General features: G+C 70.7%; 21 protein-coding genes and 1 tRNA gene. 18 read left to right on the top strand and 4 right to left on the bottom strand.

What is annotated here, in order from left to right:
• Positions 1-34 precede the first annotated feature (34 nt).
• The 14 genes from tal to LGI35_RS11690 all read left to right on the top strand — a co-directional run bounded on the left by tal (position 35) and on the right by LGI35_RS11690 (position 16,473).
• Positions 35-1,171, top strand: coding sequence for a transaldolase (gene tal / locus LGI35_RS11755; RefSeq protein ID WP_376567492.1), 1,137 nt, complete (start codon positions 35-37; stop codon positions 1,169-1,171).
• Positions 1,168-2,700, top strand: a complete 1,533-nt coding sequence (gene zwf, locus LGI35_RS11750) for a glucose-6-phosphate dehydrogenase (protein ID WP_227293819.1) — start codon at positions 1,168-1,170, stop codon at positions 2,698-2,700. Before tal ends, zwf begins: the two co-directional genes overlap by 4 nt.
• On the top strand, positions 2,697-3,632 hold the full coding sequence (gene opcA, locus LGI35_RS11745) for a glucose-6-phosphate dehydrogenase assembly protein OpcA (RefSeq protein ID WP_227293818.1): 936 nt from the start codon (positions 2,697-2,699) through the stop codon (positions 3,630-3,632). The genes zwf and opcA overlap by 4 nt, the downstream gene beginning before the upstream one ends.
• Positions 3,625-5,271, top strand: a complete 1,647-nt coding sequence (gene pgi / locus LGI35_RS11740) for a glucose-6-phosphate isomerase (RefSeq protein WP_227293817.1) — start codon at positions 3,625-3,627, stop codon at positions 5,269-5,271. Before opcA ends, pgi begins: the two co-directional genes overlap by 8 nt.
• Before the next feature lie 17 nt (positions 5,272-5,288).
• Complete coding sequence (gene gnd, locus LGI35_RS11735; RefSeq protein ID WP_264484721.1) at positions 5,289-6,164, top strand: phosphogluconate dehydrogenase (NAD(+)-dependent, decarboxylating); 876 nt, start codon at positions 5,289-5,291, stop codon at positions 6,162-6,164.
• 19 nt (positions 6,165-6,183) lie between these two features.
• Positions 6,184-6,783 (top strand): histidine phosphatase family protein, encoded by a 600-nt coding sequence (locus LGI35_RS11730; protein ID WP_227293815.1) that lies wholly within the window; start codon positions 6,184-6,186, stop codon positions 6,781-6,783.
• Between the two features lie 112 nt (positions 6,784-6,895).
• The gene (locus tag LGI35_RS11725) at positions 6,896-8,587 is read left to right on the top strand and encodes a carbohydrate binding domain-containing protein (protein ID WP_227293814.1); all 1,692 of its coding nucleotides are present in this window, start codon (positions 6,896-6,898) and stop codon (positions 8,585-8,587) included.
• A gap of 192 nt (positions 8,588-8,779) precedes the next feature.
• The gene (locus tag LGI35_RS11720) at positions 8,780-9,646 is read left to right on the top strand and encodes an ROK family protein (protein ID WP_227293813.1); all 867 of its coding nucleotides are present in this window, start codon (positions 8,780-8,782) and stop codon (positions 9,644-9,646) included.
• Positions 9,647-9,677: 31 nt separating this feature from the next.
• Entirely contained in the window at positions 9,678-11,372 is a 1,695-nt protein-coding gene (locus LGI35_RS11715) for an ABC transporter substrate-binding protein (RefSeq protein WP_227293812.1), read from the top strand.
• A 10-nt stretch (positions 11,373-11,382) separates the two neighbouring features.
• Entirely contained in the window at positions 11,383-12,372 is a 990-nt protein-coding gene (locus tag LGI35_RS11710) for an ABC transporter permease (protein ID WP_116503022.1), read from the top strand.
• A 7-nt stretch (positions 12,373-12,379) separates the two neighbouring features.
• Positions 12,380-13,303: an ABC transporter permease gene (locus LGI35_RS11705; protein WP_227293811.1), complete on the top strand. Its 924-nt coding sequence runs from the start codon at positions 12,380-12,382 to the stop codon at positions 13,301-13,303.
• A complete protein-coding gene (locus LGI35_RS11700; protein WP_227293810.1) occupies positions 13,296-14,267 on the top strand; it encodes an ABC transporter ATP-binding protein in 972 nt (323 codons plus the stop codon). The genes LGI35_RS11705 and LGI35_RS11700 overlap by 8 nt, the downstream gene beginning before the upstream one ends.
• On the top strand, positions 14,264-15,250 hold the full coding sequence (locus tag LGI35_RS11695; protein ID WP_227293809.1) for an ABC transporter ATP-binding protein: 987 nt from the start codon (positions 14,264-14,266) through the stop codon (positions 15,248-15,250). The genes LGI35_RS11700 and LGI35_RS11695 overlap by 4 nt, the downstream gene beginning before the upstream one ends.
• Entirely contained in the window at positions 15,247-16,473 is a 1,227-nt protein-coding gene (locus LGI35_RS11690) for an ROK family transcriptional regulator (protein WP_227293808.1), read from the top strand. The genes LGI35_RS11695 and LGI35_RS11690 overlap by 4 nt, the downstream gene beginning before the upstream one ends.
• Positions 16,474-16,486: 13 nt before the next feature.
• Here the strand turns inward: LGI35_RS11690 and LGI35_RS11685 are convergent.
• Positions 16,487-16,574 (bottom strand) — tRNA-Leu (locus LGI35_RS11685).
• Between the two features lie 188 nt (positions 16,575-16,762).
• Here LGI35_RS11685 and LGI35_RS11680 point away from each other — a divergent pair.
• From LGI35_RS11680 to LGI35_RS46285, 3 genes are all read left to right on the top strand, one after another.
• Positions 16,763-18,088, top strand: a complete 1,326-nt coding sequence (locus LGI35_RS11680) for a M20/M25/M40 family metallo-hydrolase (protein WP_165914451.1) — start codon at positions 16,763-16,765, stop codon at positions 18,086-18,088.
• A gap of 148 nt (positions 18,089-18,236) precedes the next feature.
• Positions 18,237-18,470, top strand: a complete 234-nt coding sequence (locus LGI35_RS11675) for a chaplin (RefSeq protein WP_116503035.1) — start codon at positions 18,237-18,239, stop codon at positions 18,468-18,470.
• Between the two features lie 141 nt (positions 18,471-18,611).
• Positions 18,612-19,358: a chaplin gene (locus tag LGI35_RS46285; RefSeq protein WP_227293807.1), complete on the top strand. Its 747-nt coding sequence runs from the start codon at positions 18,612-18,614 to the stop codon at positions 19,356-19,358.
• A gap of 76 nt (positions 19,359-19,434) precedes the next feature.
• Here the strand turns inward: LGI35_RS46285 and LGI35_RS11665 are convergent, their stop codons facing one another.
• On the bottom strand, positions 19,435-19,623 hold the full coding sequence (locus LGI35_RS11665; RefSeq protein ID WP_067429589.1) for a DUF5703 family protein: 189 nt from the start codon (positions 19,621-19,623) through the stop codon (positions 19,435-19,437).
• A gap of 47 nt (positions 19,624-19,670) precedes the next feature.
• Here LGI35_RS11665 and LGI35_RS11660 point away from each other — a divergent pair, with 47 nt between their 5' ends.
• Positions 19,671-20,372, top strand: a complete 702-nt coding sequence (locus tag LGI35_RS11660; protein WP_227293806.1) for a hypothetical protein — start codon at positions 19,671-19,673, stop codon at positions 20,370-20,372.
• A gap of 82 nt (positions 20,373-20,454) precedes the next feature.
• On the opposite strand, the gene LGI35_RS11655 is transcribed toward LGI35_RS11660, so the two are convergent.
• On the bottom strand, positions 20,455-22,728 hold the full coding sequence (locus LGI35_RS11655) for an ATP-dependent DNA helicase (protein ID WP_227293805.1): 2,274 nt from the start codon (positions 22,726-22,728) through the stop codon (positions 20,455-20,457).
• Positions 22,725-23,708 carry an aldo/keto reductase gene (locus LGI35_RS11650; protein WP_227293804.1) on the bottom strand — a complete coding sequence of 328 codons (984 nt, stop codon included), beginning with the start codon at positions 23,706-23,708 and terminating at the stop codon, positions 22,725-22,727. Before LGI35_RS11650 ends, LGI35_RS11655 begins: the two co-directional genes overlap by 4 nt.
• Between the last annotated feature and the right edge of the window lie 53 nt (positions 23,709-23,761).

Here is a 23,761-nt window from a genome sequence, read left to right as displayed (position 1 = left end):
TACGCACCCGTACACCCGAAAGAAGATGAAGAACATGAGCAACGCCGACTCCACCGTCAAGCCCCTCAAGTCCCTTGCCGGCGAAGGCGTTTCCATCTGGCTGGACGACCTGTCCCGCAAGCGCATCGAGTCCGGCAACCTCGCCGAACTGATCGAGAACAGCCACGTCGTGGGCGTCACGACGAACCCCTCGATCTTCCAGGCGGCCATCGGCTCCGGTGAGGGGTACGAGGAGCAGCTCGCCGACCTCGCCACCCGCGGCGTCACCGTCGACGAGGCGGTCCGCATGATGACGACCGCCGACGTCCGCGCCGCCGCCGACATCCTGCGCCCCGTGTACGACGCGACCGAGGGCCGCGACGGCCGCGTCTCCATCGAGGTCGACCCGCGCCTGGCCCACGACACCGAGGCCACCGTCGCCGAGGCCAAGCAGCTGTCCTGGCTGGTCGACCGCCCGAACGTCATGATCAAGATCCCGGCCACGAAGGCGGGCCTCCCGGCCATCACCGAGGTCATCGGCCTCGGCATCAGCGTCAACGTCACGCTGATCTTCTCCCTGGAGCGCTACCGCGCCGTCATGGACGCCTACCTCGCGGGCCTGGAGAAGGCGCAGTCCGCCGGCATCGACCTGGCGGGCGTCCACTCCGTCGCCTCCTTCTTCGTCTCGCGCGTCGACGCCGAGATCGACAAGCGCCTCGACCAGGTCGGCACCGACGAGGCCAAGTCCCTCAAGGGCAGGGCCGCCCTCGCCAACGCCCGCCTCGCCTACGAGGCGTACGAAGAGGCCTTCGCCTCCGAGCGCGCCACGAAGCTGGAGACCGCCGGCGCCAACAAGCAGCGCCCGCTGTGGGCCTCCACCGGCGTCAAGGACCCCGCGTACAAGGACACCCTGTACGTCGACGAGCTCGTCGCCCCCGGCACGGTCAACACGATGCCGGAGGGCACCCTGAAGGCCACCGCCGACCACGGCGAGATCACCGGCGACACGGTGACGGGCGGCTACGAGCAGGCCCGCGCCGACCTCAAGGCCGTCGACGCGCTCGGCATCTCCTACGACGAGGTCGTCCAGCAGCTCGAGGACGAGGGCGTCGCCAAGTTCGACGTCGCGTGGAACGACCTGCTCGGCACCGTCGCGAACCGCCTCGCCGGCAAGGAGGCGCAGGCCAAGTGAGCACCACAGCTTGGCAGAACCCGCTGAGGGACCCCCGCGACCGCCGCCTGCCGCGCATCGCGGGCCCCTCCGGGCTCGTCATCTTCGGCGTCACCGGCGACCTGTCCCGCAAGAAGCTGATGCCGGCCGTCTACGACCTCGCCAACCGCGGACTGCTGCCGCCGGGCTTCTCGCTCGTCGGCTTCGCCCGCCGCGAGTGGGAGGACCAGGACTTCGCCCAGGTCGTCCACGACGCGGTGCGCGAGCACTCCCGCACGGAGTTCCGCGAGGAGGTCTGGCAGCAGCTCGTCGAGGGCATGCGCTTCATCCCCGGCGACTTCGACGACGACACGGCGTTCAAGCAGCTGGGCGATGCCGTCGACGACCTCGACGAGAAGCGCGGCACGAGCGGCAACTACGCCTTCTACCTCTCCGTGCCGCCGAAGTTCTTCCCGCAGGTCGTGCAGCAGCTCAAGAAGCACGGCCTCGCCGACGGACCCGAGGGCTCCTGGCGCCGCGCCGTCATCGAGAAGCCGTTCGGCCACGACCTCGCCAGCGCCCGCGAACTCAACGCGATCGTGCACGAGGTGTTCGCCCCGGACCAGGTGTTCCGGATCGACCACTACCTCGGCAAGGAGACGGTCCAGAACATCCTGGCCCTCCGCTTCGCCAACCAGATGTACGAGCCGATCTGGAACCGGAGTTACGTCGACCACGTGCAGATCACGATGGCCGAGGACATCGGCATCGGCGGCCGCGCCGGCTACTACGACGGCATCGGCGCAGCCCGTGATGTCATCCAGAACCACCTCCTCCAGCTCATGGCGCTCACCGCCATGGAGGAACCCGCCTCCTTCGACGCCGAGTCGCTCCTCACCGAGAAGCTCAAGGTCCTCAAGTCGGTGCGGCTGCCCGAGAACCTCGGCGAGCACACCGTCCGCGCCCAGTACGCGGCCGGCTGGCAGGGCGGCGAGAAGGTCCCCGGCTACCTCCAGGAAGACGGCATCGACCCCAGGTCGAAGACCGACACCTACGCGGCCATCAAGCTGGAGGTCGACAACCGCCGCTGGGCGGGCGTCCCGTTCTACCTGCGCACCGGCAAGCGCCTCGGCCGCCGCGTCACCGAGATCGCCGTCGTCTTCCAGCGCGCCCCGCACTCCCCGTTCGACTCCACCGCCACGGAGGAACTCGGCCAGAACGCCGTGGTCATCCGGGTCCAGCCCGACGAGGGCATGACCGTACGCTTCGGCTCGAAGGTCCCGGGTACCTCGATGGAGATCCGGGACGTGTCGATGGACTTCGCCTACGGCGAGTCCTTCACCGAGTCCAGCCCGGAGGCGTACGAACGGCTCATCCTGGACGTTCTGCTCGGCGACGCCAACCTCTTCCCCCGTACGGAGGAGGTGGAGGAGTCCTGGAAGATCCTCGACCCGATCGAGGGCCACTGGGACGCCCACGGCCGGCCCGCGCAGTACGCCTCGGGAAGCTGGGGCCCGAAGGAAGCGGACGAGATGCTCGCACGAGACGGACGGAGCTGGCGCAGGCCATGAAGATCGACCTCACCGACACGACGGCAAGCAAGGTCAACAAGGCCCTGGTGGAAGGCCGCAGGGCGATTGGCACCCCGGCCGTGGGCATGGTCCTCACGATGGTCATCGTGACCGACGAGGAGAACGCCTACGACTCCATCAAGGCCGCCGAGGAGGCCTCCCGCGAGCACCCCTCGCGCACCCTCGTCGTGATCAAGCGGCACGCCCGCTCGCCCCGCGACCGCCAGGGCAACCGCCTCGACGCCGAGGTCAGGGTCGGCGCGGACGCCGGGACCGGCGAGACCGTCCTGCTGCGCCTGTACGGCGAGGTCGGTCAGCACGCCGACTCCGTCGTCCTGCCGCTGCTGCTCCCGGACGCGCCCGTCGTCGTCTGGTGGCCCGTCGACGCCCCCGAGGTTCCCGCCAAGGACCCCCTGGGCGCGCTCGCCCAGCGCCGCATCACCGACACGTACGCCGTCGAGGACCCGCTGACCGCGCTGGCCGCCCGCGCCGCCTCGTACGCCCCCGGCGACACCGATCTCGCCTGGACCCGCCTCACCCCGTGGCGCTCCATGCTCGCCGCCGCCCTCGATCAGGCCGGCGCCGAGATCACCTCGGCGGCCGTCGAGAGCGAGGCCGAGAACCCCAGCGCCGAGCTGCTCGCCCGCTGGCTGGGTGTCCGCCTCGGCGTGCCCGTCGAGCGCGTCACCACCGCGGGCCCGGTCGTCACCGCCGTCCGCCTCGGCACGGCCGGCGGCGAGATCCGCATCGACCGCCCCGACGGGCCCCTCGCGCAGCTCACCCTGCCCGGCCAGCCGCAGCGCACCCTGGCCCTCAAGGTCCGCACCACCTCCGAGCTGATCGCCGAAGAACTCCGCCGCCTCGACGCGGACGAGATGTACGCCATCGCCCTGCGCGGCGACGGCACCAAGGAGCGCGTTCAACATGCCTGACACCACCCCGCATCTCACGGTCCGCCCCCAGTGGACGGCCCTTTCGGACCACCGCGCGAAGCAGCGCCAGGTCCATCTGCGGGATCTGTTCACCACCGACCCGGACCGCGCCGGGCGCTACACCGTCCAGGTCGGCGACCTGCACGTCGACTACTCCAAGCACCTGATCACGGACGAGACGCTCGCCCTGCTCCAGGAACTGGCCGTCGCCACCGACGTGTTCGGGCAGCGCGACGCGATGTTCCGCGGCGAGAAGATCAATACGACGGAGGACCGGGCCGTGCTGCACACGGCGTTGCGGGCCCCGCGTGACGCGGTGGTCGAGGTCGACGGTGAGAACGTCGTCCCGCAGGTGCACGCCGTCCTCGACAAGATGGCCGTGTTCGCGGGCAAGGTCCGTTCGGGGGAGTGGACGGGGCACACCGGCAAGCGGATCAAGAACGTCGTGAACATCGGCATCGGCGGCTCGGACCTGGGTCCCGCGATGGCGTACGAGGTGCTTCGCTCCTTCACCGACCGGGACCTGACGGTCCGTTTCGTGTCGAACGTGGACGGTGCTGACCTGCACGAGGCCGTGCGTGATCTCGACCCGGCCGAGACGCTGTTCATCATCGCCTCGAAGACGTTCACCACGATCGAGACGATCACCAACGCCACGGCGGCACGCAGCTGGCTGCTCACGGCGCTCGGCGACGACTCGGCGGTCGCGAAGCACTTCGTGGCCCTGTCGACGAACGCCGAGAAGGTGTCCGACTTCGGCATCGACACGGCCAACATGTTCGAGTTCTGGGACTGGGTCGGAGGCCGTTACTCGTACGACTCGGCCATCGGCCTCTCGCTGATGATCGCGATCGGCCCGGACGCCTTCCGGGAGATGCTCGACGGGTTCCACCTCGTCGACGAGCACTTCCGCACCGCCCCCGCCGAGGCGAACGCTCCGCTCCTGATGGGCCTGTTGGGCATCTGGTACGGCAACTTCCACGGCGCCCAGTCGCACGCGGTGCTCCCGTACTCGCACTACCTGTCCAAGTTCACGGCGTACCTCCAGCAGCTCGACATGGAGTCCAACGGCAAGTCCGTGGACCGCGAGGGCCGCCCGGTGGACTGGCAGACGGGTCCCGTCGTCTGGGGCACCCCCGGCACCAACGGGCAGCACGCCTACTACCAGCTCATCCACCAGGGCACGAAGCTCATCCCGGCCGACCTGATCGGCTTCGCCCGCCCGGTCGGCGAGCTCTCGGCCCAACTGGCCGACCAGCACGATCTGTTGATGGCCAACCTGTTCGCGCAGGGCCAGGCCCTCGCCTTCGGCAAGACCGCCGACGAGGTCCGCGCCGAGGGCGTCGCCGAGGCGCAGGTGCCGCACCGCACCTTCAAGGGCAACCACCCCACGACCACCATCCTGGCGAAGGAACTCACGCCTTCCGTCCTGGGCCAGCTCATCGCCCTCTACGAGCACAAGGTGTTCGTCCAGGGCGCCGTCTGGAACATCGACTCCTTCGACCAGTGGGGCGTCGAACTCGGCAAGGTCCTCGCCAAGCGCGTCGAACCCGCCCTCACCCAGGGCGCCGACGTCCCCGGCCTCGATGCCTCCACCCAGGCGCTCGTCGCCACCTACCGCACGCTCCGGAAGAAGTGAAGACAGACATGACCGCGATACAGCTCGGACTCATCGGCCTCGGCAAGATGGGCGGCAACATGCGCGAGCGCATCCGCCGCGCCGGCCACACCGTCATCGGCTACGACCGCAATCCCGAGGTCTCCGACGTCGACTCGCTCGCCGAGCTCGTCGACCGGCTCGAAGGCCCGCGCGTGGTCTGGGTGATGGTCCCCGCGGGCGCCGCCACCCAGTCGACGATCGACGAGCTGAAGGAACTCCTCTCGCCCGGCGACATCGTCGTGGACGGCGGCAACTCGCGCTGGACCGACGACGAGAAGCACGCCGCCGAGCTCGCCACCAAGGGCATCGGCTTCGTCGACGCCGGCGTCTCCGGCGGTGTCTGGGGTCTGGAGAACGGCTACGCCCTCATGGTCGGCGGCGACAAGGAGCACATCGCCCGCGTCCAGCCCGTTTTCGACGCCCTCAAGCCCGAAGGCGACTTCGGCTACGTCCACGCCGGCAAGGTCGGCGCCGGGCACTTCTCCAAGATGGTCCACAACGGCATCGAGTACGCCATGATGCAGGCCTACGCCGAGGGCTGGGAGCTCCTGGAGAAGGTCGACTCCGTCACCGATGTGCGGGAGGTCTTCCGCTCCTGGCAGGAGGGCACGGTCATCCGTTCCTGGCTGCTCGACCTGGCGGTCAACGCGCTGGACGACGACGAGCACCTGGAGAAGCTGCGCGGCTTCGCCGCCGACTCCGGTGAGGGCCGCTGGACGGTCGAGGCGGCCATCGACAACGCGGTGCCGCTGCCCGCGATCACCGCGTCCCTGTTCGCGCGCTTCGCCTCGCGCCAGGACGACTCACCGCAGATGAAGATGATCGCCGCGCTGCGCAATCAGTTCGGCGGCCACGCCGTCGAGAAGAAGTAATCAGAGGGAGACGACAGCCATGGGCGACCTCCTGCTGGTCCGCCACGGCGAAACGGAGTGGAGCCTGTCCGGACAGCACACCAGCTGGACGGACAAGCCCCTCACCCAGCACGGCGAGGAACAGGCCAAGTCCCTCGCCCCGCTCCTCGCCGGACGTCCGTACGCCCTCGTCCTCACCAGCCCGCTCGGCCGCGCGGTCCGCACCGCCGACCTCGCGGGCCTGAGCGGGGCCAGGACCGAGGCGGATCTCCATGAGTGGCACTACGGCGCCTACGAAGGCGTCACCACCCGCGAGATCCACCGCACCCGCCCCGACTGGGACCTGTGGACCCAGGGCGTCCCGCAGGGTCCCGAAGGCGGGCCCGGCGAGTCCCCGGAGGCCGTGGGCGAGCGGGTCGACCGCGTCCTGGCCCGCGTGGCACCCGCGCTCGCCGAGGGCGATGTGGTCCTGGTGGCCCACGCCCACGTCCTGCGCGTGCTCACGGCCCGCCGCCTGGGCCTCGCCCCGGCGGACGGCCGGTTGTTCCAGCTGGCGACCGGGACGGTGAGCCGCCTTTCGGCGGAACACGGGCGACCGGTGATCGCGGAGTGGAACGTGCGGGCGCCCGGACGCGAGTGAGCCGAGTGAACGCGGGGTCTTGACAAGGGGATTGGTCCATACCAACTTGGTGGTCGCGCCTCGCGCGCCGCTGGTGTCCGGTCCAATCCCCTTGCCCCCACCGGGAGTTCATGTGTTCTCCAGACGCAAGAGACGCTCCGGAAGGCCCCGCCTTCTCGCCCTCATCGGATCCGCCGCACTCGCCGTGGCCGGCGCGGTCGCCCTCCCCACCACCGCGCAGGCGGCCAACGTGCTGTCCAACGCGGGCTTCGAAAGCGGCAGCACGAGCCCGTGGACCTGCTCCGGCGGGCTCGGCTCGGTCGTGTCCAGCCCGGTCCACGGCGGCACCAAAGCCCTGGCGGGGGCGGCCAGTTCCAGTGACAACGCGAAGTGCAGCCAGACCGTCTCCGTCCAGCCGAACACCGCGTACACCCTCTCGGGCTGGGTGCGCGGCAACTACGTCTACCTCGGCGTGGACGGCGGGGCCTCGACCTGGACGCAGTCGCCGACGGCCTACAGTCAGCTCACGGTGCAGTTCACGACCGGCGCCTCCCAGACCAGCGCCACCATCTACACCCAGGGCTGGTACGCGCAAGGCACCTACTACGCCGACGACATCAGCCTCGACGGGCCCGGCGGCGGGGGCGGCGACACCCAGGCGCCCACCGCCCCGACGGCCCTGAAGTCCACCGGCAAGACCTCGACGAGCGTCTCCCTGTCCTGGACCGGGGCGAGCGACAACGTCGGCGTCACCGGCTACGACATCTACAGCGGCGGCAGCAACAAGCTCCTGACGGTCTCCGGCACGAGCGCCACCGTCAGCGGCCTCTCCCCGAGCACCGCGTACGCCTTCACGGTCAAGGCCCACGACGCGGCCGGCAATGCCTCGGCCGCCTCCAACTCGGTCTCCGTGACCACCGATCAGGGCTCCGGCGGCGGGACCGGTTTCAAGCAGGCGGCCCCGTACTTCTACACCGGCTGGGGTTCCCCGCCCAGCCCGGCCACGGTGATGAACGCGACCGGCGTCAAGTGGTTCACGATGGCGTTCGTCCTCTCCTCCGGAGGCTGCAACCCGGCCTGGGACGGCCAGCGCGCCCTCACCGGCGGCCAGGACCAGACCGCGATCAACGCCATCCGCTCCGCGGGCGGTGACGTCGTCCCGTCCATCGGCGGCTGGAGCGGCAACAAGCTCGGCCCCAACTGCTCGACCCCCGAAGCCCTCGCGGGCGCCTACCAGAAGGTCATCGACGCGTACGGGCTCAAGGCCATCGACGTCGACATCGAGAACTCCGACGAGTTCGAGAACGAAGCCGTCCAGGACCGCATCCTGGGCGCCCTGAAGATCGTCAAGGCCAACAACCCGGGCCTGCGCACGATCCTCACCTTCGGCACCTCGACGACCGGACCGACGTACTACGGCAACCGCCTCATCGAGCAGTCCAAGGCCCTGAACGCGGGCATCGACGTCTTCACGATCATGCCGTTCGACTTCGGCGGCGGCTCCGACATGTACGGCAGCACCGTGAACGCCGCCGAGGGCCTCAAGGCCAAGCTCAAGTCGGTCTACGGCTGGGACGACACGACGGCGTACGGGCACATCGGCATCTCCGGCATGAACGGCCTCAGCGACCAGCAGGAGACCACGACGCCGGCGATCTGGACCCAGGTCAAGGACTGGGCCAACAGCCACCACATCGCACGCCTCGCCTTCTGGTCGGTCAACCGTGACCGGCCGTGCGCGGGCGGGGGAGTGGCGGAGAACTGCTCCGGCATCAGCCAGGACAACTGGCAGTTCACGAAGATCACCGCCGGGTTCACCGGCTGAGCACGCGCAGGCGCAGGACAGGCCCCCGGGTTCTCCCGGGGGCCTTGTCGTTCCCCGGAAGCCTCGGAAGATCGTCAACTTCCTTGCGCGCCTGAGGACTTACGCACGAGGCGCATCGCGCGTACAGTCCCGGGCAACCTCGTTTAGTTACGTAACTTTACTGGCGCCTCCCTCCCGCGTGAGGAGCTCCATGTGAACGTGCCTCCCTCCACGCCCGTCGTGCTCGCCCTCGATTTCGGCGGCACCAAGACGGCCCTGACCATTGCGGACCAGCACGGCACCCGGTTGCACGACCTCACCGTCGAGACCGCGGCGGAGCACGGCGCACGAGCAGGCCTCAAAAGGGCCATGGGTGCCGCCCGCTCCCTCCTCGACGGCCGCGAACCGGTCGCCGTCGGGGTGTCCACCATCGGCATCCCCGGCGCCGACGGGGTCGCCCTCGCCCCGAACATCCCCGGCTGGGACGAACTCGCCCTCGGTCATGAACTCGCCCTGGAATTCCCGGAGTCGGAGCTTCGCCTCGCCACCGACGTGAAGGCCGCGGCACGCTACGAATGCGACGCCGGGGCGTTGAAGGGCTGCGACCCGGGCCTGTACGTGAACCTCGGCACCGGGCTCGCCGTCGCCATCGTGGCCGGCGGCACGGTCGTGGCCGGACGGCACGGCGCGTCCGGCGAGATCGGCTACAACCTGCGCACCGTCGCCGACGTCGGACGGGGCTCCGGTGACCGGATCCCGTTGGAGGACGTCGTCAGCGGCAAGGCTCTCAGCCGCGCAGCGCAGGCGAACGGTTCCACCGAGCTCTCCCTCCACATCGTGGAGTTCATCGACGAGCTGGCCTTCCATCTCGTCAACCTCGCCATCGCCGTGGATCCCGAGCGGATCGTCGTCGGCGGCGGCATGGTCCGCTCCTGGGCCGCTCTGCACGCACCGCTGCGCACCGCCCTGGACGCGGCCGTGCCCTACCCGCCGCAGCTCGTACCCGCGGCGCACCCGTACGACGCGCCCCTGCTCGGGGCACTCGCGCTGGCCGTCGAGGCCGCGCGCACCGGAACCTGACGCACCCGGCCCACGAAGGGACTGGCAGGACATGAGGCCCACGCGCATCCTCGCCGCAGCGGTCATCGGCGCGCTCGCCGTGACGGCGACGGCCTGTTCGGAGACCAAGCACAAAGGCGGCTCCGACGGCAACGACGCCACACAGAGCAGCGGCCCGAAGAAGAAGGGCGGCACGGTCACCATCGCCAACACGGCGGGGCAGACCTGGACCTGCAACTTCAACCCGTTCAACCCGGCCGTCTACAACACCTCCATCGGCTTCGTCTACGAACCCCTGATCTACGTCAACGCCCTCAAGAACCAGGCCGAGACACCGATGCTCGCCAAGAGCTACAAGTGGAACGCCGACAAGACGCAGATCGACTTCACGATCCGCTCCGGAGTGAAGTGGAACGACGGCAAGCCGCTCACGGCCAAGGACGTCGCCTTCACCTTCAACCTCATGAAGCGCGTCAGGTCCACCGACCTGTACGCCCTGTGGACCACGGCCGGACTCCGGTCGGCGACCGCCTCCGGCGACCAGGTCACCCTGAAGTTCGACAAGGCGGCACAGCCTTACTTCTACGCGTTCGCCCACCAGGTCGCCATCGTGCCCGAGCACGTCTTCGGCACCGGCGCGGCCGCGGCCCACCCCGACACCTGGGTCGACAAGAAGCCCGTCGGCACCGGCCCCTTCGAGGTCAACCCCTGCTCACCGAACAACATCCAGTACACCGCCAACCCCGACTACTGGCAGCAGGGCAAGCCGTACATCCAGAAGGTCGAGTACCCGGCCTACCTCGACAACGGCCCCGCCAACCTCGACCTCGCCAACGGCAAGGCGCAGTGGGGCAGCCAGTTCATCCCGGGCATCAAGCAGTTCTACCTGGACAAGTCGCCCGACAACCACACCTGGTCGCCGCCCGTCCTGAACGTCGGCATCTACCCGAACCTCGACCCGTCCCACAAGATGTCCAGCAACCTCAAGGTCCGCCGGGCGATCTCGTACGCCATCGACCGCGACAAGGTCTCCAAGATCGGGGTCGGCGGGCAGGAACCGGCCGCCAACCAGTCGGGCATCGTCACGCCGACGTTCGACACGTACTACGACAAGGCGGCCGTCGAGAAGGCCGGCTTCGACAAGCCGGACCCGGCCCGCGCCAAGAAGCTCCTCGGCGAGCTCGGCTACTCCCCGTCGAAGCCGCTCAAGCTGAAGATCATCACGATCACCGGCTACACCGACTGGGACGCCTCCCTCAACGTCATCAAGCAGAACCTGAAGGCCGTCGGCATCGACCTCACCGTCCAGGACCTCGCGCAGCAGACCATGGTCGGCAAGCTCTACACCGGTGACTACGACCTTGCGTACTACAACCAGCAGACCAGCGGCCCGACCCCGTACTACGAGCTGCGCCAGATGCTGCACTCCGCGAACACCGCGCCTCTCGGCAAGAACGCCACCAGCAACTACCAGCGCTACAAGAACCCGAAGGTCGACCAGCTCCTCAACGACTACGCGTCGGCGGACGAGACCAAGCAGGTCGAGATCGTCAAGCAGGTCGCCCAGTACATGATCGACGACGTCCCGGTGATCCCCGTCGTGGAGGCGGTGGACTGGTTCCAGTACAACACCAAGGACATCGCCGGCTGGCCCACCGAGGACAACCCCTACGCCCAGCCCGCGGCCTACAACTTCCCCGACACGGGCCAGGTGCTCACCCACCTGTACTCCAAGTCGGCCCAGTAGGCGGTGACCTGTGCGCTTCATACTGCGCCGCCTGGGGTTCTTTCTCCTCACGCTCTGGGCGGCCCTCACCCTGAACTTCTTCATCCCGCGCTTCATGCCGGGCGACCCGGTCGACGCGCTCGTCGTGCGCACCCGTGGCCGCGTCTCCCGCGACGCGCTCGAACAGATGCTGACGTCGTTCGGCTTCAAGCCCGACCAGAACGTGGCGGTCCAGTACGTCGACTACCTGGGCCACATGTTCACCGGGAACTGGGGCCGCTCCATCGGCCAGACGCTGGGCGAGCCGGTCACCAAGCTGATCGGCGGCGCCCTGCCCTGGACCCTGGGCCTCGTCGGCATCACCACGGTGCTCGCGTTCGTCCTCGGCACGCTCATCGGCACCGTCTCGGGCTGGCGCCGCGGCGGCGCCCTCGACGCGATCCTCCCGCCGATCTTCGTGATCACGTCGGCGCTGCCGTACTTCTGGGTGGGCCTGCTGCTGATCCTGGTCTTCTCCCAGGGCACCGGCGGCTGGCTCCCCGCCAACTTCAACTACGACACCACGATCGTGCCCGGCTTCTCCCCGGGCTTCGTGGGCAGCGTGCTCTCCCACGCGGTCCTGCCCGCGGCGACGCTCCTCATCACGACGATCGGCGGCTGGATCCTCACCATGCGCAACAACATGATCACCACGTTGGCCGAGGACTACGTCCGGATGGCCCGCGCCAAGGGCCTCGGCTCCCGCCGCATCATGTACGGGTACGCCGCCCGCAACGCGATCCTGCCCAACCTCGCCGGCTTCGCCATGTCCCTCGGTTTCGTCATCTCGGGCGCGATCCTCATCGAGTACGTCTTCAACTACCCCGGCATCGGCTACCTCCTCTACAACGCCGTCCAGAACGTCGACTACCCGCTGATGCAGGCCCTGTTCATGCTGTTCACGGTCGCGGTCCTGGTGGCGCTGCTCGCGGTGGACATCGCGACGGTGTGGCTGGATCCGCGAGCCAGGGCGAAGGGGTGAGCGCCCGATGACCACCACCGCCATCACCGCACCGCCCCCGGAGAAGGCCCCGGCCCGCACCCGGGCGGGCGGCGGCCTCTGGCGCGCCGTCCGGGGCAACCGGAAGGCCATGGCGGGCGCGGTGATCCTGCTCGTGTTCACCGTCGTCGCCGCGTTCCCGGGCCTGTTCACCTCCGTCGACCACCCCGACGAGGCGAACTTCGCCCCCCGCCTCGCCCCGTCCACCGCCCATCTCCTCGGCACCACGGCGCTCGGCCAGGACATCTACTCCCAACTCGTCCACGGCACACGGGAGTCGCTCGTCATCGCCGTCGTGGCCGGCGCCCTCGCCACCGTCCTGTCCGTGATCGTCGGAGTCTCCGCCGCGTACCTCGGCGGCCTCGCCGACGACCTCCTGTCGCTCCTGACGAACGTCGTCCTCGTCATTCCGGCGTTCCCCCTGGTGATCATCCTCGCCAAGTACGCCGGCAAAGGCTCGCTCACCGTCATCCTCGCCGTCCTCGTCCTCACCGGCTGGTCCTACGGCGCCAACCAACTGCGCGCCCAGGCACTGTCGTTGCGCAACCGGGACTTCCTGGAATCGGCGCGGGTGCGCGGCGAGCGGCGCTCGTACATCATCGTCTGCGAGGTCCTGCCGACGATGACGTCCCTGATCGTCGCCAACTTCCTCGGCGCCGCGCTCTATTCGGTGCTGAGCGCGGCCGGCCTGCAGTTCCTCGGCCTCGGCGACCCGAACTCGCAGAGCTGGGGCACCATGCTCTACTGGGCCCAGAACCAGCAGGCCCTGCAGACCGGCACCCCGCTGTGGTCCCTCGCCCCCGGCCTGTGCGTCGCCCTGCTCGGCGTCGCGTTCGCCCTCGTCAACTACGCCTTCGACGAGATCGGCAACCCGGCCCTGCGTCCCGTACGAAGGAGGCGCAAAGGTGCCTGAACCCCTGCTGAGCGTCACCGACCTCACCGTCGTCTACGACACCGCACGCGGCCCCGTCACGGCCGTCGACCACGTCGAACTCACGGTGGAAAAAGGACAGTTCACCGCAGTCGTCGGCGAGTCCGGCTGCGGCAAGTCCACCCTGATGTTCGCCGTCGCGCAGCTGCTCAACCCGCCCGCCCGCATCGCCGGCGGCGCCGTCCGCTTCCGCGGCGAGAACCTCGTCACCCTCGGCGAACGCGAACTCAACGCCCTGCGCTGGCGCGACTACTCCGTCGTCCTGCAGTCCGCCATGAACGCCCTGAACCCGGTGGCCACCCTCGCCGCCCAGTACAAGGACGCGATGGCCGCCCACGGGACTCATACGAACGAGGAGATCCGGGCCCGCTCCGCCGAGGTCCTCGACCTCGTCGGCATCGACCCCGTCCATCTGCACAGCTACCCGCACCAGCTCTCCGGCGGCATGCGCCAGCGCGCCATGATCGCCATGGCGCTGCTGCTCACCCCGGACCTGGTCATCATGGACGAGCCGACCTCAGCGCTCGACGTCGTCGCCCAGCGCTCCCTCATGGTCCAGATCAAGGAACTCCAGCAGCTCCTCGGCTTCGCCGTCGTGTTCGTCACCCACGACATGTCCCTGGTGAGCCACTTCTCCGACCAGCTCCTCGTCATGTACGCGGGCCAGGTCGTCGAACAGGGCCCCACCCGCACCGTCTTCGACCACCCCTCCCACCCCTACAGCCGCGGCCTCCTCGAAGCGTTCCCCTCGATCCGCGGCCCCCGCGTCCCGCTGCACGGCATCCCCGGCAGCCCGCCCGACCTCGCCGCGCCCCCGGCCGGCTGCCGCTTCACCCCGCGCTGCCCCCTCGTCCACGAGCGGTGCCATGTCAGCGAGCCCGCCCTGTACGAAGTGGGGGCGGCCCGCTCCCGCTGCCTGCTGCACCTCACGGAGGCCGCCTCATGAGCCCTCTCCTCGAAACGATCGGCCTCACCCGCCACTTCAAGGTCGGCACCGGGCTCACCCGCAGCGTCCTGCACGCCGTCGACGACGTCGACCTCGCCATCGGCGAACGCGAGATCGTCGCCCTCGTCGGCGAGAGCGGCAGCGGCAAGTCCACGCTCGCCCGCCTCGTCGCCCAGGTCCACAAGCCCACCCGCGGTGAGATCCGGTACCAGGGACAGCCGCTGACCGCCCACCGCGGCCGCAGGGCCGAGCTCGCCTACCGCGGCGACGTCCCCATGGTCTTCCAGGACCCCTTCGCCTCCCTCAACCCCGCCTACCGCGTCTCCCACGGCATCCTGCGCGGCCTCAAGCTGCACCGCCCCGAACTGAGCGGCACCGAGCGCCAGGCGGAAGCCGAGCGGGTCGTCGAGGCGGTCGGCCTCACCCCCGCCGCCGAGGTCCTGTCCCGCTTCCCGTACGAACTCTCCGGCGGCCAGCGCCAGCGCATCGGCTTCGCCCAGGCTCTCGCCCACCGCCCCAAACTGATCCTCGCCGACGAACCCGTCTCCATGCTCGACGTCTCCATCCGCATCGGCCTGCTCAACGTCATGGCCGACCTGCGCGAGACCGAGGGCGTCTCCATCCTCTACATCACCCATGACATCGCCGGCGCCCGCTATCTCTCGGACCGGATCGCCGTCATGTACGGCGGTCACGTCGTCGAGACCGGCCCCACCGAGGACGTCCTGGCCCACCCCCGCCACCCCTACACCGAGCTGCTCCTGTCCGCCGTCCCCGATCCGCGCGCCCCCCTCGACGTCGACGCGGCCGCCGCCAAGACCGACCCGCCCGTCGTCATCGACCCCACCCCCAGCTGCCGCTTCCGCACCCGCTGCCCGCTCGCCGTCGACCAGTGCCACCACGTCACCCCACGCCTGCAACCCGTCGCCGAGGGCCACACGGCGGCCTGCCACGTCACGGCCCCGCCCGAGGGCGCCCGGTGACCACACCCCCCTGGAACCGCCTGCGCCTGCGCAGCAACAACGAATGGCTGCTCCTCGAACGCCTACGCCTCGAAGGCCCCGCCTCCCGCGCCCAACTCGCCCGCGACAGCGGCCTGTCCAAGCCCACCGTCTCCTCCGCCCTGGCCGCCCTGGAACGCGCGGGCCTGGTCCGCGAGGCCGGCACCCACGCGCAGAGCAGGGGACGCGTCGCCGTCCTCTACGAACCCGACCCTCGTGCCGGACACGTCCTCGGCATCGACATCGGCCGCGCCCTGCTGCGCACGGCGGTGGCCGACGTGACGGGCGCGATCGTTTCCCGTACGGAGTTACGCAACCGCGGCCGCAGCGCGGGAGCGGTCGCCGACGCGGCCGTCACCTGCGCCGAACAGGCCCTCGCGGAAGCCGGGTTGAGCCAGGCGGACGTCGTGCACACCGCCGTAGCCACCCCCGGCGTCTTCGACCGCCACACCGGCCGGGTCCGCTATGCCGTCAACCTGCCCGGCTGGGGCCGCCCCGGCCTCGTCGAGCGCATGCGCGACCGGCTCGGCACCCCGCTCTCCGTCCACAACGACGCCAACCTCGCCGCGCTCGGCGAGTACACCTTCGGCGCGGGCAAGGACAGTCATCTGTTCGTGTACGTCCTGATCGGCACCGGCCTCGGCATGGGCGTCGTCGCCGACGGCGAACTCTTCCTCGGCGCGCACGGCGCCGCGGGCGAGATCGGCTTCCTGCCACTGGACGGCGTACCGGCCTCGGGAGCGGCCCCCCGGCGCGGGATGCTGGAGGACGCGGTCTCCGCCGACGCCGTCGTCCGGGCCGCCCGCGTCCTGGGCATGACCGGGCCGCTCACTGCCAAGCGAGTCTTCGACGCCGCCCGCACCGGCGACCGTGCCGCCCTCGCCGCCGTACGTCAGGAGGGCGAGCGCCTCGCCCTCGCCGTCGCCTCCGTGACCGCCGTCCTCGATCCCGATCTGGTGGTCCTCGGCGGCGGCGTCGGGAAGGGCGCGGACCTCCTGCTCGCCACGGTCGCCGAGACCCTGCACCGCCTCACCCCGCTGCGCCCCCGCGTCGAGCCCAGCAGGACGGGAGCGGACGCGGTCCTGTTGGGAGCGATCACCACGGCCCTGCGCGCCGCCCGCCCGCTGCTCTTCGAGCGTCTGACGGGGAGGGGGCCGGAGAGAGGTCCGGCAGAGGGTCCGGAAATGCAAAAAACCCCAGATTGACTGGGGTTCCTGCTGGTGTCCGAGGGGGGACTTGAACCCCCACGCCCGATAAAGGGCACTAGCACCTCAAGCTAGCGCGTCTGCCATTCCGCCACCCGGACAAGGTGTCTGTCTTCGCGGGGTGTTCCCCGCGGCGACAGAGAGAACATTACCAGGCCCGAAGGGGTGCCCGAGCCCGCCACCTCTTCGCTGTGAACGGCGGATGACGACCCCCGCCCGCCCTTGGGCCGCGGCCTTCGGAGAGAGAGGATGAGGGGGACCACCAGCAACGACAGTGGAAGGAACAGGCGTGAGCGAGTCGAGCACGGGCAGGACGGTCTCGGGCGAGGACGAGGTCGTCGACCTCTGTCGTGAGCTGATCCAGATCGACACCAGCAACTACGGCGACCACTCGGGCCCCGGTGAGCGCAAGGCCGCCGAGTACGTGGCGGAGAAGCTCGCCGAGGTGGGCCTCGAGCCCAAGATCTTCGAGTCCCACCCGGGCCGGGCCTCCACGGTCGCCCGGATCCAGGGCGAGGACCCCTCGCGGCCCGCGCTCCTGATCCACGGCCACACCGACGTCGTTCCGGCCAACGCGGCGGACTGGACCCACCACCCGTTCTCCGGCGAGATCGCCGACGGGTGCGTCTGGGGTCGCGGCGCCGTCGACATGAAGGACATGGACGCGATGACCCTCGCGGTCGTCCGGGACCGGCTGCGCAGCGGCCGTAAGCCCCCGCGCGACATCGTCCTGGCCTTCCTCGCCGACGAGGAGGCGGGCGGCACGTACGGCGCGCGGCACCTCGTCGACAAGCACCCGGACCTCTTCGAGGGGTGCACGGAGGCGATCAGCGAGGTCGGCGGGTTCTCCTTCACCGTCAACGAGAAGCTGCGGCTCTACCTCGTGGAGACGGCCCAGAAGGGCATGCACTGGATGAAGCTGACCGTGGACGGCACCGCCGGCCACGGTTCGATGATCCACAAGGACAACGCGATCACCGAGCTGTCCGAGGCCGTCGGGCGCCTGGGGCGGCACAAGTTCCCGGTGCGGGTCACCAAGACGCTGCGGCACTTCCTCGACGAGCTCGGCGACGCGCTCGGCACCGAGCTCGACCCGGAGAACATGGACGAGACGCTCGCCAAGCTCGGCGGCATCGCCAAGCTGATCGGCGCCTCGCTGCAGAACACCGCCAATCCGACGCAGCTCGGCGCCGGCTACAAGGTGAACGTGATCCCCGGGCAGGCCACCGCGCACGTCGACGGCCGCTATCTGCCGGGCTACGAGGAGGAGTTCCTCGCCGATCTCGACCGCATCCTCGGCCCGAACGTGAAGCGCGAGGACGTGCACGCGGACAAGGCCCTGGAGACCACCTTCGACGGCGCGCTCGTCGACGCCATGCAGACGGCGCTCCAGGCCGAGGACCCGATCGCCCGCGCGGTGCCGTACATGCTCTCCGCCGGCACCGACGCCAAGTCCTTCGACGACCTCGGCATCCGCGGGTTCGGCTTCGCCCCCCTGAAGCTGCCGCCGGAGCTGGACTTCGCGGGCATGTTCCACGGCGTCGACGAGCGAGTTCCGGTCGACGGGCTCAAGTTCGGTGTGCGCGTGCTCGACCGGTTCATCGACGCGTCCTGAACCGGCGAGGTCGCGCCGGTATTCGACTGCGCGTACGTACAGGACTGGAAAGAGTGAAAGGAAACATAGGCTCGTAGCCTGATCAGTCCCTCCTCGTTACAGGGAGTGCAGTCCGCGGCTGGGACTGCATTGCCAACAAGGAGGAATAATGATCAAGAAGGTCGTCGCTGCTGCGGCTGCCACGGGTGGTCTCGTGCTCGCTGGTGCGGGCATCGCCGCTGCCGACACCGGTGCTCAGGGTGCCGCCGTGAAGTCTCCCGGTGTGATCTCGGGCAACGTCATCCAGGTTCCGGTCCACATCCCGGTGAACGCCTGTGGCAACACGGTGTCCGTGATCGGGCTGCTGAACCCCGCCTTCGGCAACGCCTGCGTCAACAAGTGACGTTGAAGTGCATCGCCCCTTGAGGGCCTGAGTCCGTCGGCCCCGGAGTGCGCGCCATGCGCTCCGGGGCCGATTGGGCATTCCGCGCACGCGTATGGATGCCCGTGCGCATTCCGCAAGGTAATAAGGCAGGTTAAAGCTATGCGACAGGTCACGCGCAAAGGCCTGATCACCGTGGCGGCCGCGACCGGCGTACTCGCCGTGTCCGGTGGTTACGCCCACGCAGACTCCGGTGCCGAGGGGGGCTCGTCGGGATCGCCCGGCGTCCTTTCCGGCAACACGATCCAGCTCCCCGTGGACATTCCGGTCAACGCGTGCGGCAACACAGTGAACGTCGTCGGGTTGCTCAACCCCACGTCGGGCAACGACTGTGCGAACACGTCGAAGCCGGGAGGCGGCCGCGCCGGCGGGAGCCACTCCGGTGGGCACCACTCCGGTGGGCACCACCACCACGGCGGTGGCGCCACGGCCGAGGGAGGCACGAGCGATTCGCCCGGCGTCGGCTCCGGCAACCATGTGCAGGTTCCGGTCCACGTGCCGGTCAACGCCTGCGGCAACAGCGTCTCGGTCATCGGGCTGCTCAACCCGGCGGGCGGCAACGACTGCGCGAACTCGCCGGGAGAAGAGCCGACGACCCCGCCGACCAAGCCGCCGACGAGGAACGTGCCGAGCACGCCCCACCACCCCGTCACGCCGTCGACGCCGTCGACGCCGAGCCGGCCCGTCACCCCGAACCACCCGGGGACGCAGACCGTCACCCAGCCCAAGGGTTCGGAGCAGCTCGCCGAGACCGGCAGCTCGATGCCGCTGGGTACCGTCCTCCCGGCCGGTGCGGGCGCCCTGCTCGCGGGCGCGCTCCTCTACCGGCGGGCGCGGGCAGGCGTGTGACCGCCACGTGACGCGGCGTGACTGAGAAGGTGCGGAACGGAGCGGGCCCAGTAGCGACGGGGCCCGCTCCGCTCGCTCACCACGTGGCGCGCAGCTGGCGGATGATCCGCCGGCGCAACCGCACTCTGCGGCTGCCGTCGCGCAGCAGGCTCAGGCGGTCCAACTCCCAGTGTCCGTACTCGGCGTGGTCGGTCAGCAGGCGTGTGGCGTCCTTGCGGGAGACCCCGCGAGGGACGTACACGTCGACAAATTCGTATTCCGGCATCGCATCTATTGTGCGGGCACGGGCCGTGTACGGATAGCGTCTGCCCTATGTCTGATGCTGCGCAGCCCACCACTGCCGAGGTACGCGCCGCCGCCGAGGCGGTCAAGGCTGCGCTCGACCGCCACCTGGCGGCTGTCGAGCGCAGGTCGGGTGAGGACGATCCGGCCGTCTATGAAGCGTTCAACGAACTGGCCGCGGCGGCCGAGGAGTACGACGAGCTCCTCTATGACCGCTACGACGAGGTCACCCCCTTCGAGATTCCCGGTACGGAGGACTCGCTGCCCCCGTACACCGGGCCCGAGGAACCGAACGCCCTGAGCGTGCTCATCCGGCGCGACTACGCCGTGGTGGAGCCGCAGCGACTGCTGGCACAGGCCCAGCGGGTCGCCGACGTGGAGGCCGACTCGGACCTCGGCGACGGCGCCGCGGCGGCCGTCGGGACCATCGGGAGCAGCGTGCACGCCGCCCTCGGTGTCCTCTTCGGAGAGTTCGAACCCGACGAAATCGCGTCCCGGCACAAGGAGTTCGGCCTGGAGGAGGGCGACTCCACGCTGTGGGTGACGGCCTCGGACGAACCGGCGGAGCCGGGGGAGTGGCTGGACGCGCCGTTCGACCAGGCCGATCCGCAGCGGGTCGTCTGCCGCTTCGACGTCAGTTCCGTCTTCGACGACGAGCTGGACGGCGACCTCGAGGCCGACGGGCCCGGCGCGGTCACGGGCGCCACGGACGACGAGCTGGAACCGACCTGACACGGCCGGTGACGGCGTCGGCGAGCGAGTGAGGGGCGGGCGGACTTCGGTCCGCCCGCCCCTCCCGTCTGCCGCTGTGGGCTTACTGCGCCGGCGGGACCTGCGCGCGCAGCAGGGTCTGCAGACGTGTCGTACGCGGCTTGGCCGGGACCTCGGCCACGGCGCGCGGCAGGGCCGAGTCCGCGCCGTGCACCACCGAGAGGTGCCGCTCACCGCGGCCGAACGCCGTGTACACCCACGGGCGGCTCAGTGCCTGCGTCGCGTCGCCCGGCAGCACGACAACCGCCGCGGGCCACCGCAGGCCCACCGCCTGGTGCGCGGTCAGCGCCCACCCGTGCCGCACGGTCCGCTCCACCGCGTCCTGCGGTACGACCACCGGGGTCCCGGCGCAGTCCAGGTGCAGGCCGTCCGCGTCGGCCCGCACCACCCGGCCGGGCACCGTGCGGCCAGGGGCTGGTACGTACGCGATCCGGTCGCCCGGGTCGAAGCCGCCGAAGCGGCCGGGGCCGGGGTTGAGGCGCTCCTTGAGGGCCGCGTTCAGCGCGCGCGTCCCGGCGGCGCCCCCATGGCCGGGCGTGATGACCTGGGTCTGCTCGGAGGGCACGCCGATCGCCCGCGGCACCGAGTCGGCGACCAGCTGTACGGCCCGGTGGATCGCCTCGGCGGCGTCGCGCACCGGCACGATCACCACTTCCTTGCCGGGGGCCGCCACCTCGTTCAGCTCGCCCACACCGATGCCGGAGACCAGCTCTCCGACCGGGCCGGGGTCCGGGGTGCGGGAGACGATCCGGGGGCACACGCGGGCCGTGAGGAGATCCGCGAAGACCCGGCCGGGGCCCGCGGACCACAGGACGGACGGGTCGCCGCTGAGGACGAGCCGCGCGCCGTCGGGGAGCGACTCGGCGAGCATCGCGGCCGTCTCCACGTCGAGCTGCGGCGCGTCCAGGACCACCAGCAGGTCCACCGCGAGCGCGCCGTCCCGGTCCCGGCCAGGGCCCTCGGCGCCGGACAGCAGGCCGGACACGGTGACCGCGGTGCCCTCCGGGGCGCCGGGGCCGAAGTGCTCGGCGAGGCGGCGCCGCCCGTCGAGGCTGTGCGCCGCGGCGCACACGCGCAGGCCGAGGCGGGCCGCGGCCTGGACGAGTGCGGCGGGCTCGGCGCGGGCCGCCTCGGCGCCCGTGTGCAGGACGAGGCCGTGTCCGGCGGCCGCCCTGATCAGCTCGGCGGTGGAACCGCCGGCCGCCGCGGCAGCAGGCTCCCAGTCCGCGAGGGCCTGCGAACTGTCTTCCTTGGAGAGGGAGTTGACCAGCCGGGCGAGCCCGTCGGCGAGGCTCTCCTCGGCCAGCGCGTACCGCTCGAGGCCGACGAGCACCCGGACCGGCCGCTCGGCTTCGTCACCGTCCTGCGAGCCGTCCTCCGAGCCGTCCTGCGCTGCGGTCTCCTGGGCGCTCTCCGGGGCGCGTGCGGGCCCGCCGGGCGGCTCTTCCAGTGCGTCCTGGAAGACGAGCGCGTCGCCCTCGGCGATGGCGCTCTGCACCGCCTCGTCCGGGTCGGGCACGGCGCGCTTGCCCAACGCCTCCGCGAGTTGCGGCGCGTCCAGGGCGGTGTGCCCCGCGACCGCGGCCTGTTCCAGCAGCCATACGGTCACGGCACGGCCCCTGCGCTCGTCGCCGGGGCCGCACTCGGCGCCGAGCAGCGCGCGGGCGAAGCCGTCCGCCTGCTCGGGCCGCACGCCCGGGATCCGCAGGAGCTGCCAGGGGTCGTCCCGGAGCGCACTGTCAGCGCCCTCACCGAGCGTCGCGGCGGCGGGTGCGGCGAGCGAGGCGGGGGCGCCGCCCTCGGCCAGGAGGGCCCGCACGGCGTCGACGGCCTCCGCGGCCGGCTCGGCAGGTCCCGCGGGCGCGGCGGCCGGCGCACGGCGGACGGGCTCGGCGACGACCTTGCGGGGAGCCGGCGCAGGCTCGCTGAACACGGCGGCGGGCCGCTCACCGCTCTCGACGGCCCGGACCGCGGCGAGGAGATCGGCGGCCGTACCGCTCAGCTTCCCCCCTGCCGCGATGGGCCCTTCCTTGGCCGCCTTCCGCTGGGCGATCCGCTCCTGCAACTCCCGCTGCGCGGCGATCTCGGCAGCGGCCTCGGACACGCCCTCGGTGGCGGGCTCCGCGGCGGCGGCACCGGCACCGGCTCCGTCGTCCGTCTCGGCTCCGTCGTCCGTCTCGGCCGGGTCAGGGGTGCCGGCCCCTTCCTCGGCGGCGGTTTCCTCGGGGCCGGTGGGCTCCGCGCCTTCTCCGGCGCGGGGCGCGTCGGTGTCGGCCGGGCCCGGATGGCCCTCCGCGGCAGCGGGCTCCGTACTCACAGCGTGCTCCAGTCCTGATCGGGATAGCGGTGCACGGGCGCCGACACGTCGTCGAGCGCCTGGCAGATCTCGTCAGGAAGACTAAGGGCCTCCACTGACAATGCCGCCGTGAGCTGCTGCGAGTTGCGCGCGCCGATGATGGGGGCGGCCACCCCGGGCCGGTCGCGGATCCAGGCGAGGGCGACCTGGAGCGGCGTCACCGCGAGGCCGTCCGCCGCCGTGGTGACCGCGTCGACGATGCGGGTCGCGGCGTCGTCGAGGTACGGCGCGACGAAGGGCGCCATGTGGTCGGACGCGCCCCGCGAGTCGGCGGGCGTGGCGTTGCGGTACTTGCCGGTGAGGACCCCGCGGCCGAGCGGTGACGACGGGAGCAGACCGATGCCGAGGTCGAGCGCTGCGGGCAGGACCTCCCGTTCGACCCCGCGCTGGAGCAGGGAGTACTCCATCTGCGTACTGGCGAGCCGGGTGCGTATCCCCGGTGCGGCCAGCTGCCACGTGCCGGCCTTGGCCAGCTGCCAGCCGCAGAAGTTGGAGACGCCCGCGTACCGGGCGCGGCCGCTGCTCACCGCGATGTCGAGGGCCTGGAGCGTCTCGTCGAGCGGGGTGGCCGGGTCGAAGGCGTGGACCTGCCACAGGTCGACGTAGTCCGTGCCGAGGCGGGCGAGGGACGCGTCGAGGGCGGCGAGGAGATGGGCGCGCGAGCCGTCGAAGCGGCGGTCCGGGTCGGGCACGCTGCCCGCCTTCGTCGCGATGACCAGATCGCGTCGCGGCACGAGGCCCTCGACGAGCTGCCCGAGGAGATACTCGGCCTCCCCGCCCCCGTAGACATCGGCCGTGTCGACGAGTGTGCCGCCCGCTTCCCAGAACGTCTTCAACAGGTCCGCGGCGTCGTGCTCGTCGGTGTCGCGGCCCCATGTGAGGGTGCCGAGCCCGATCCGGGACACGCGCAGGCCGGTGCGGCCGAGATGCCTCTGCTCCATGGGCGCTGAGATTACTGGCCGGAAGTCGGTTATTGGGGGCCTGTGGACAACCG

The sequence above is a fragment of the Streptomyces longhuiensis genome (assembly GCF_020616555.1).
GTDB lineage: Bacteria > Actinomycetota > Actinomycetes > Streptomycetales > Streptomycetaceae > Streptomyces > Streptomyces longhuiensis.
The sequence above is the reverse complement of the archived record's forward strand: the minus strand, read 5'-3'. Positions and strand labels throughout refer to the sequence as shown.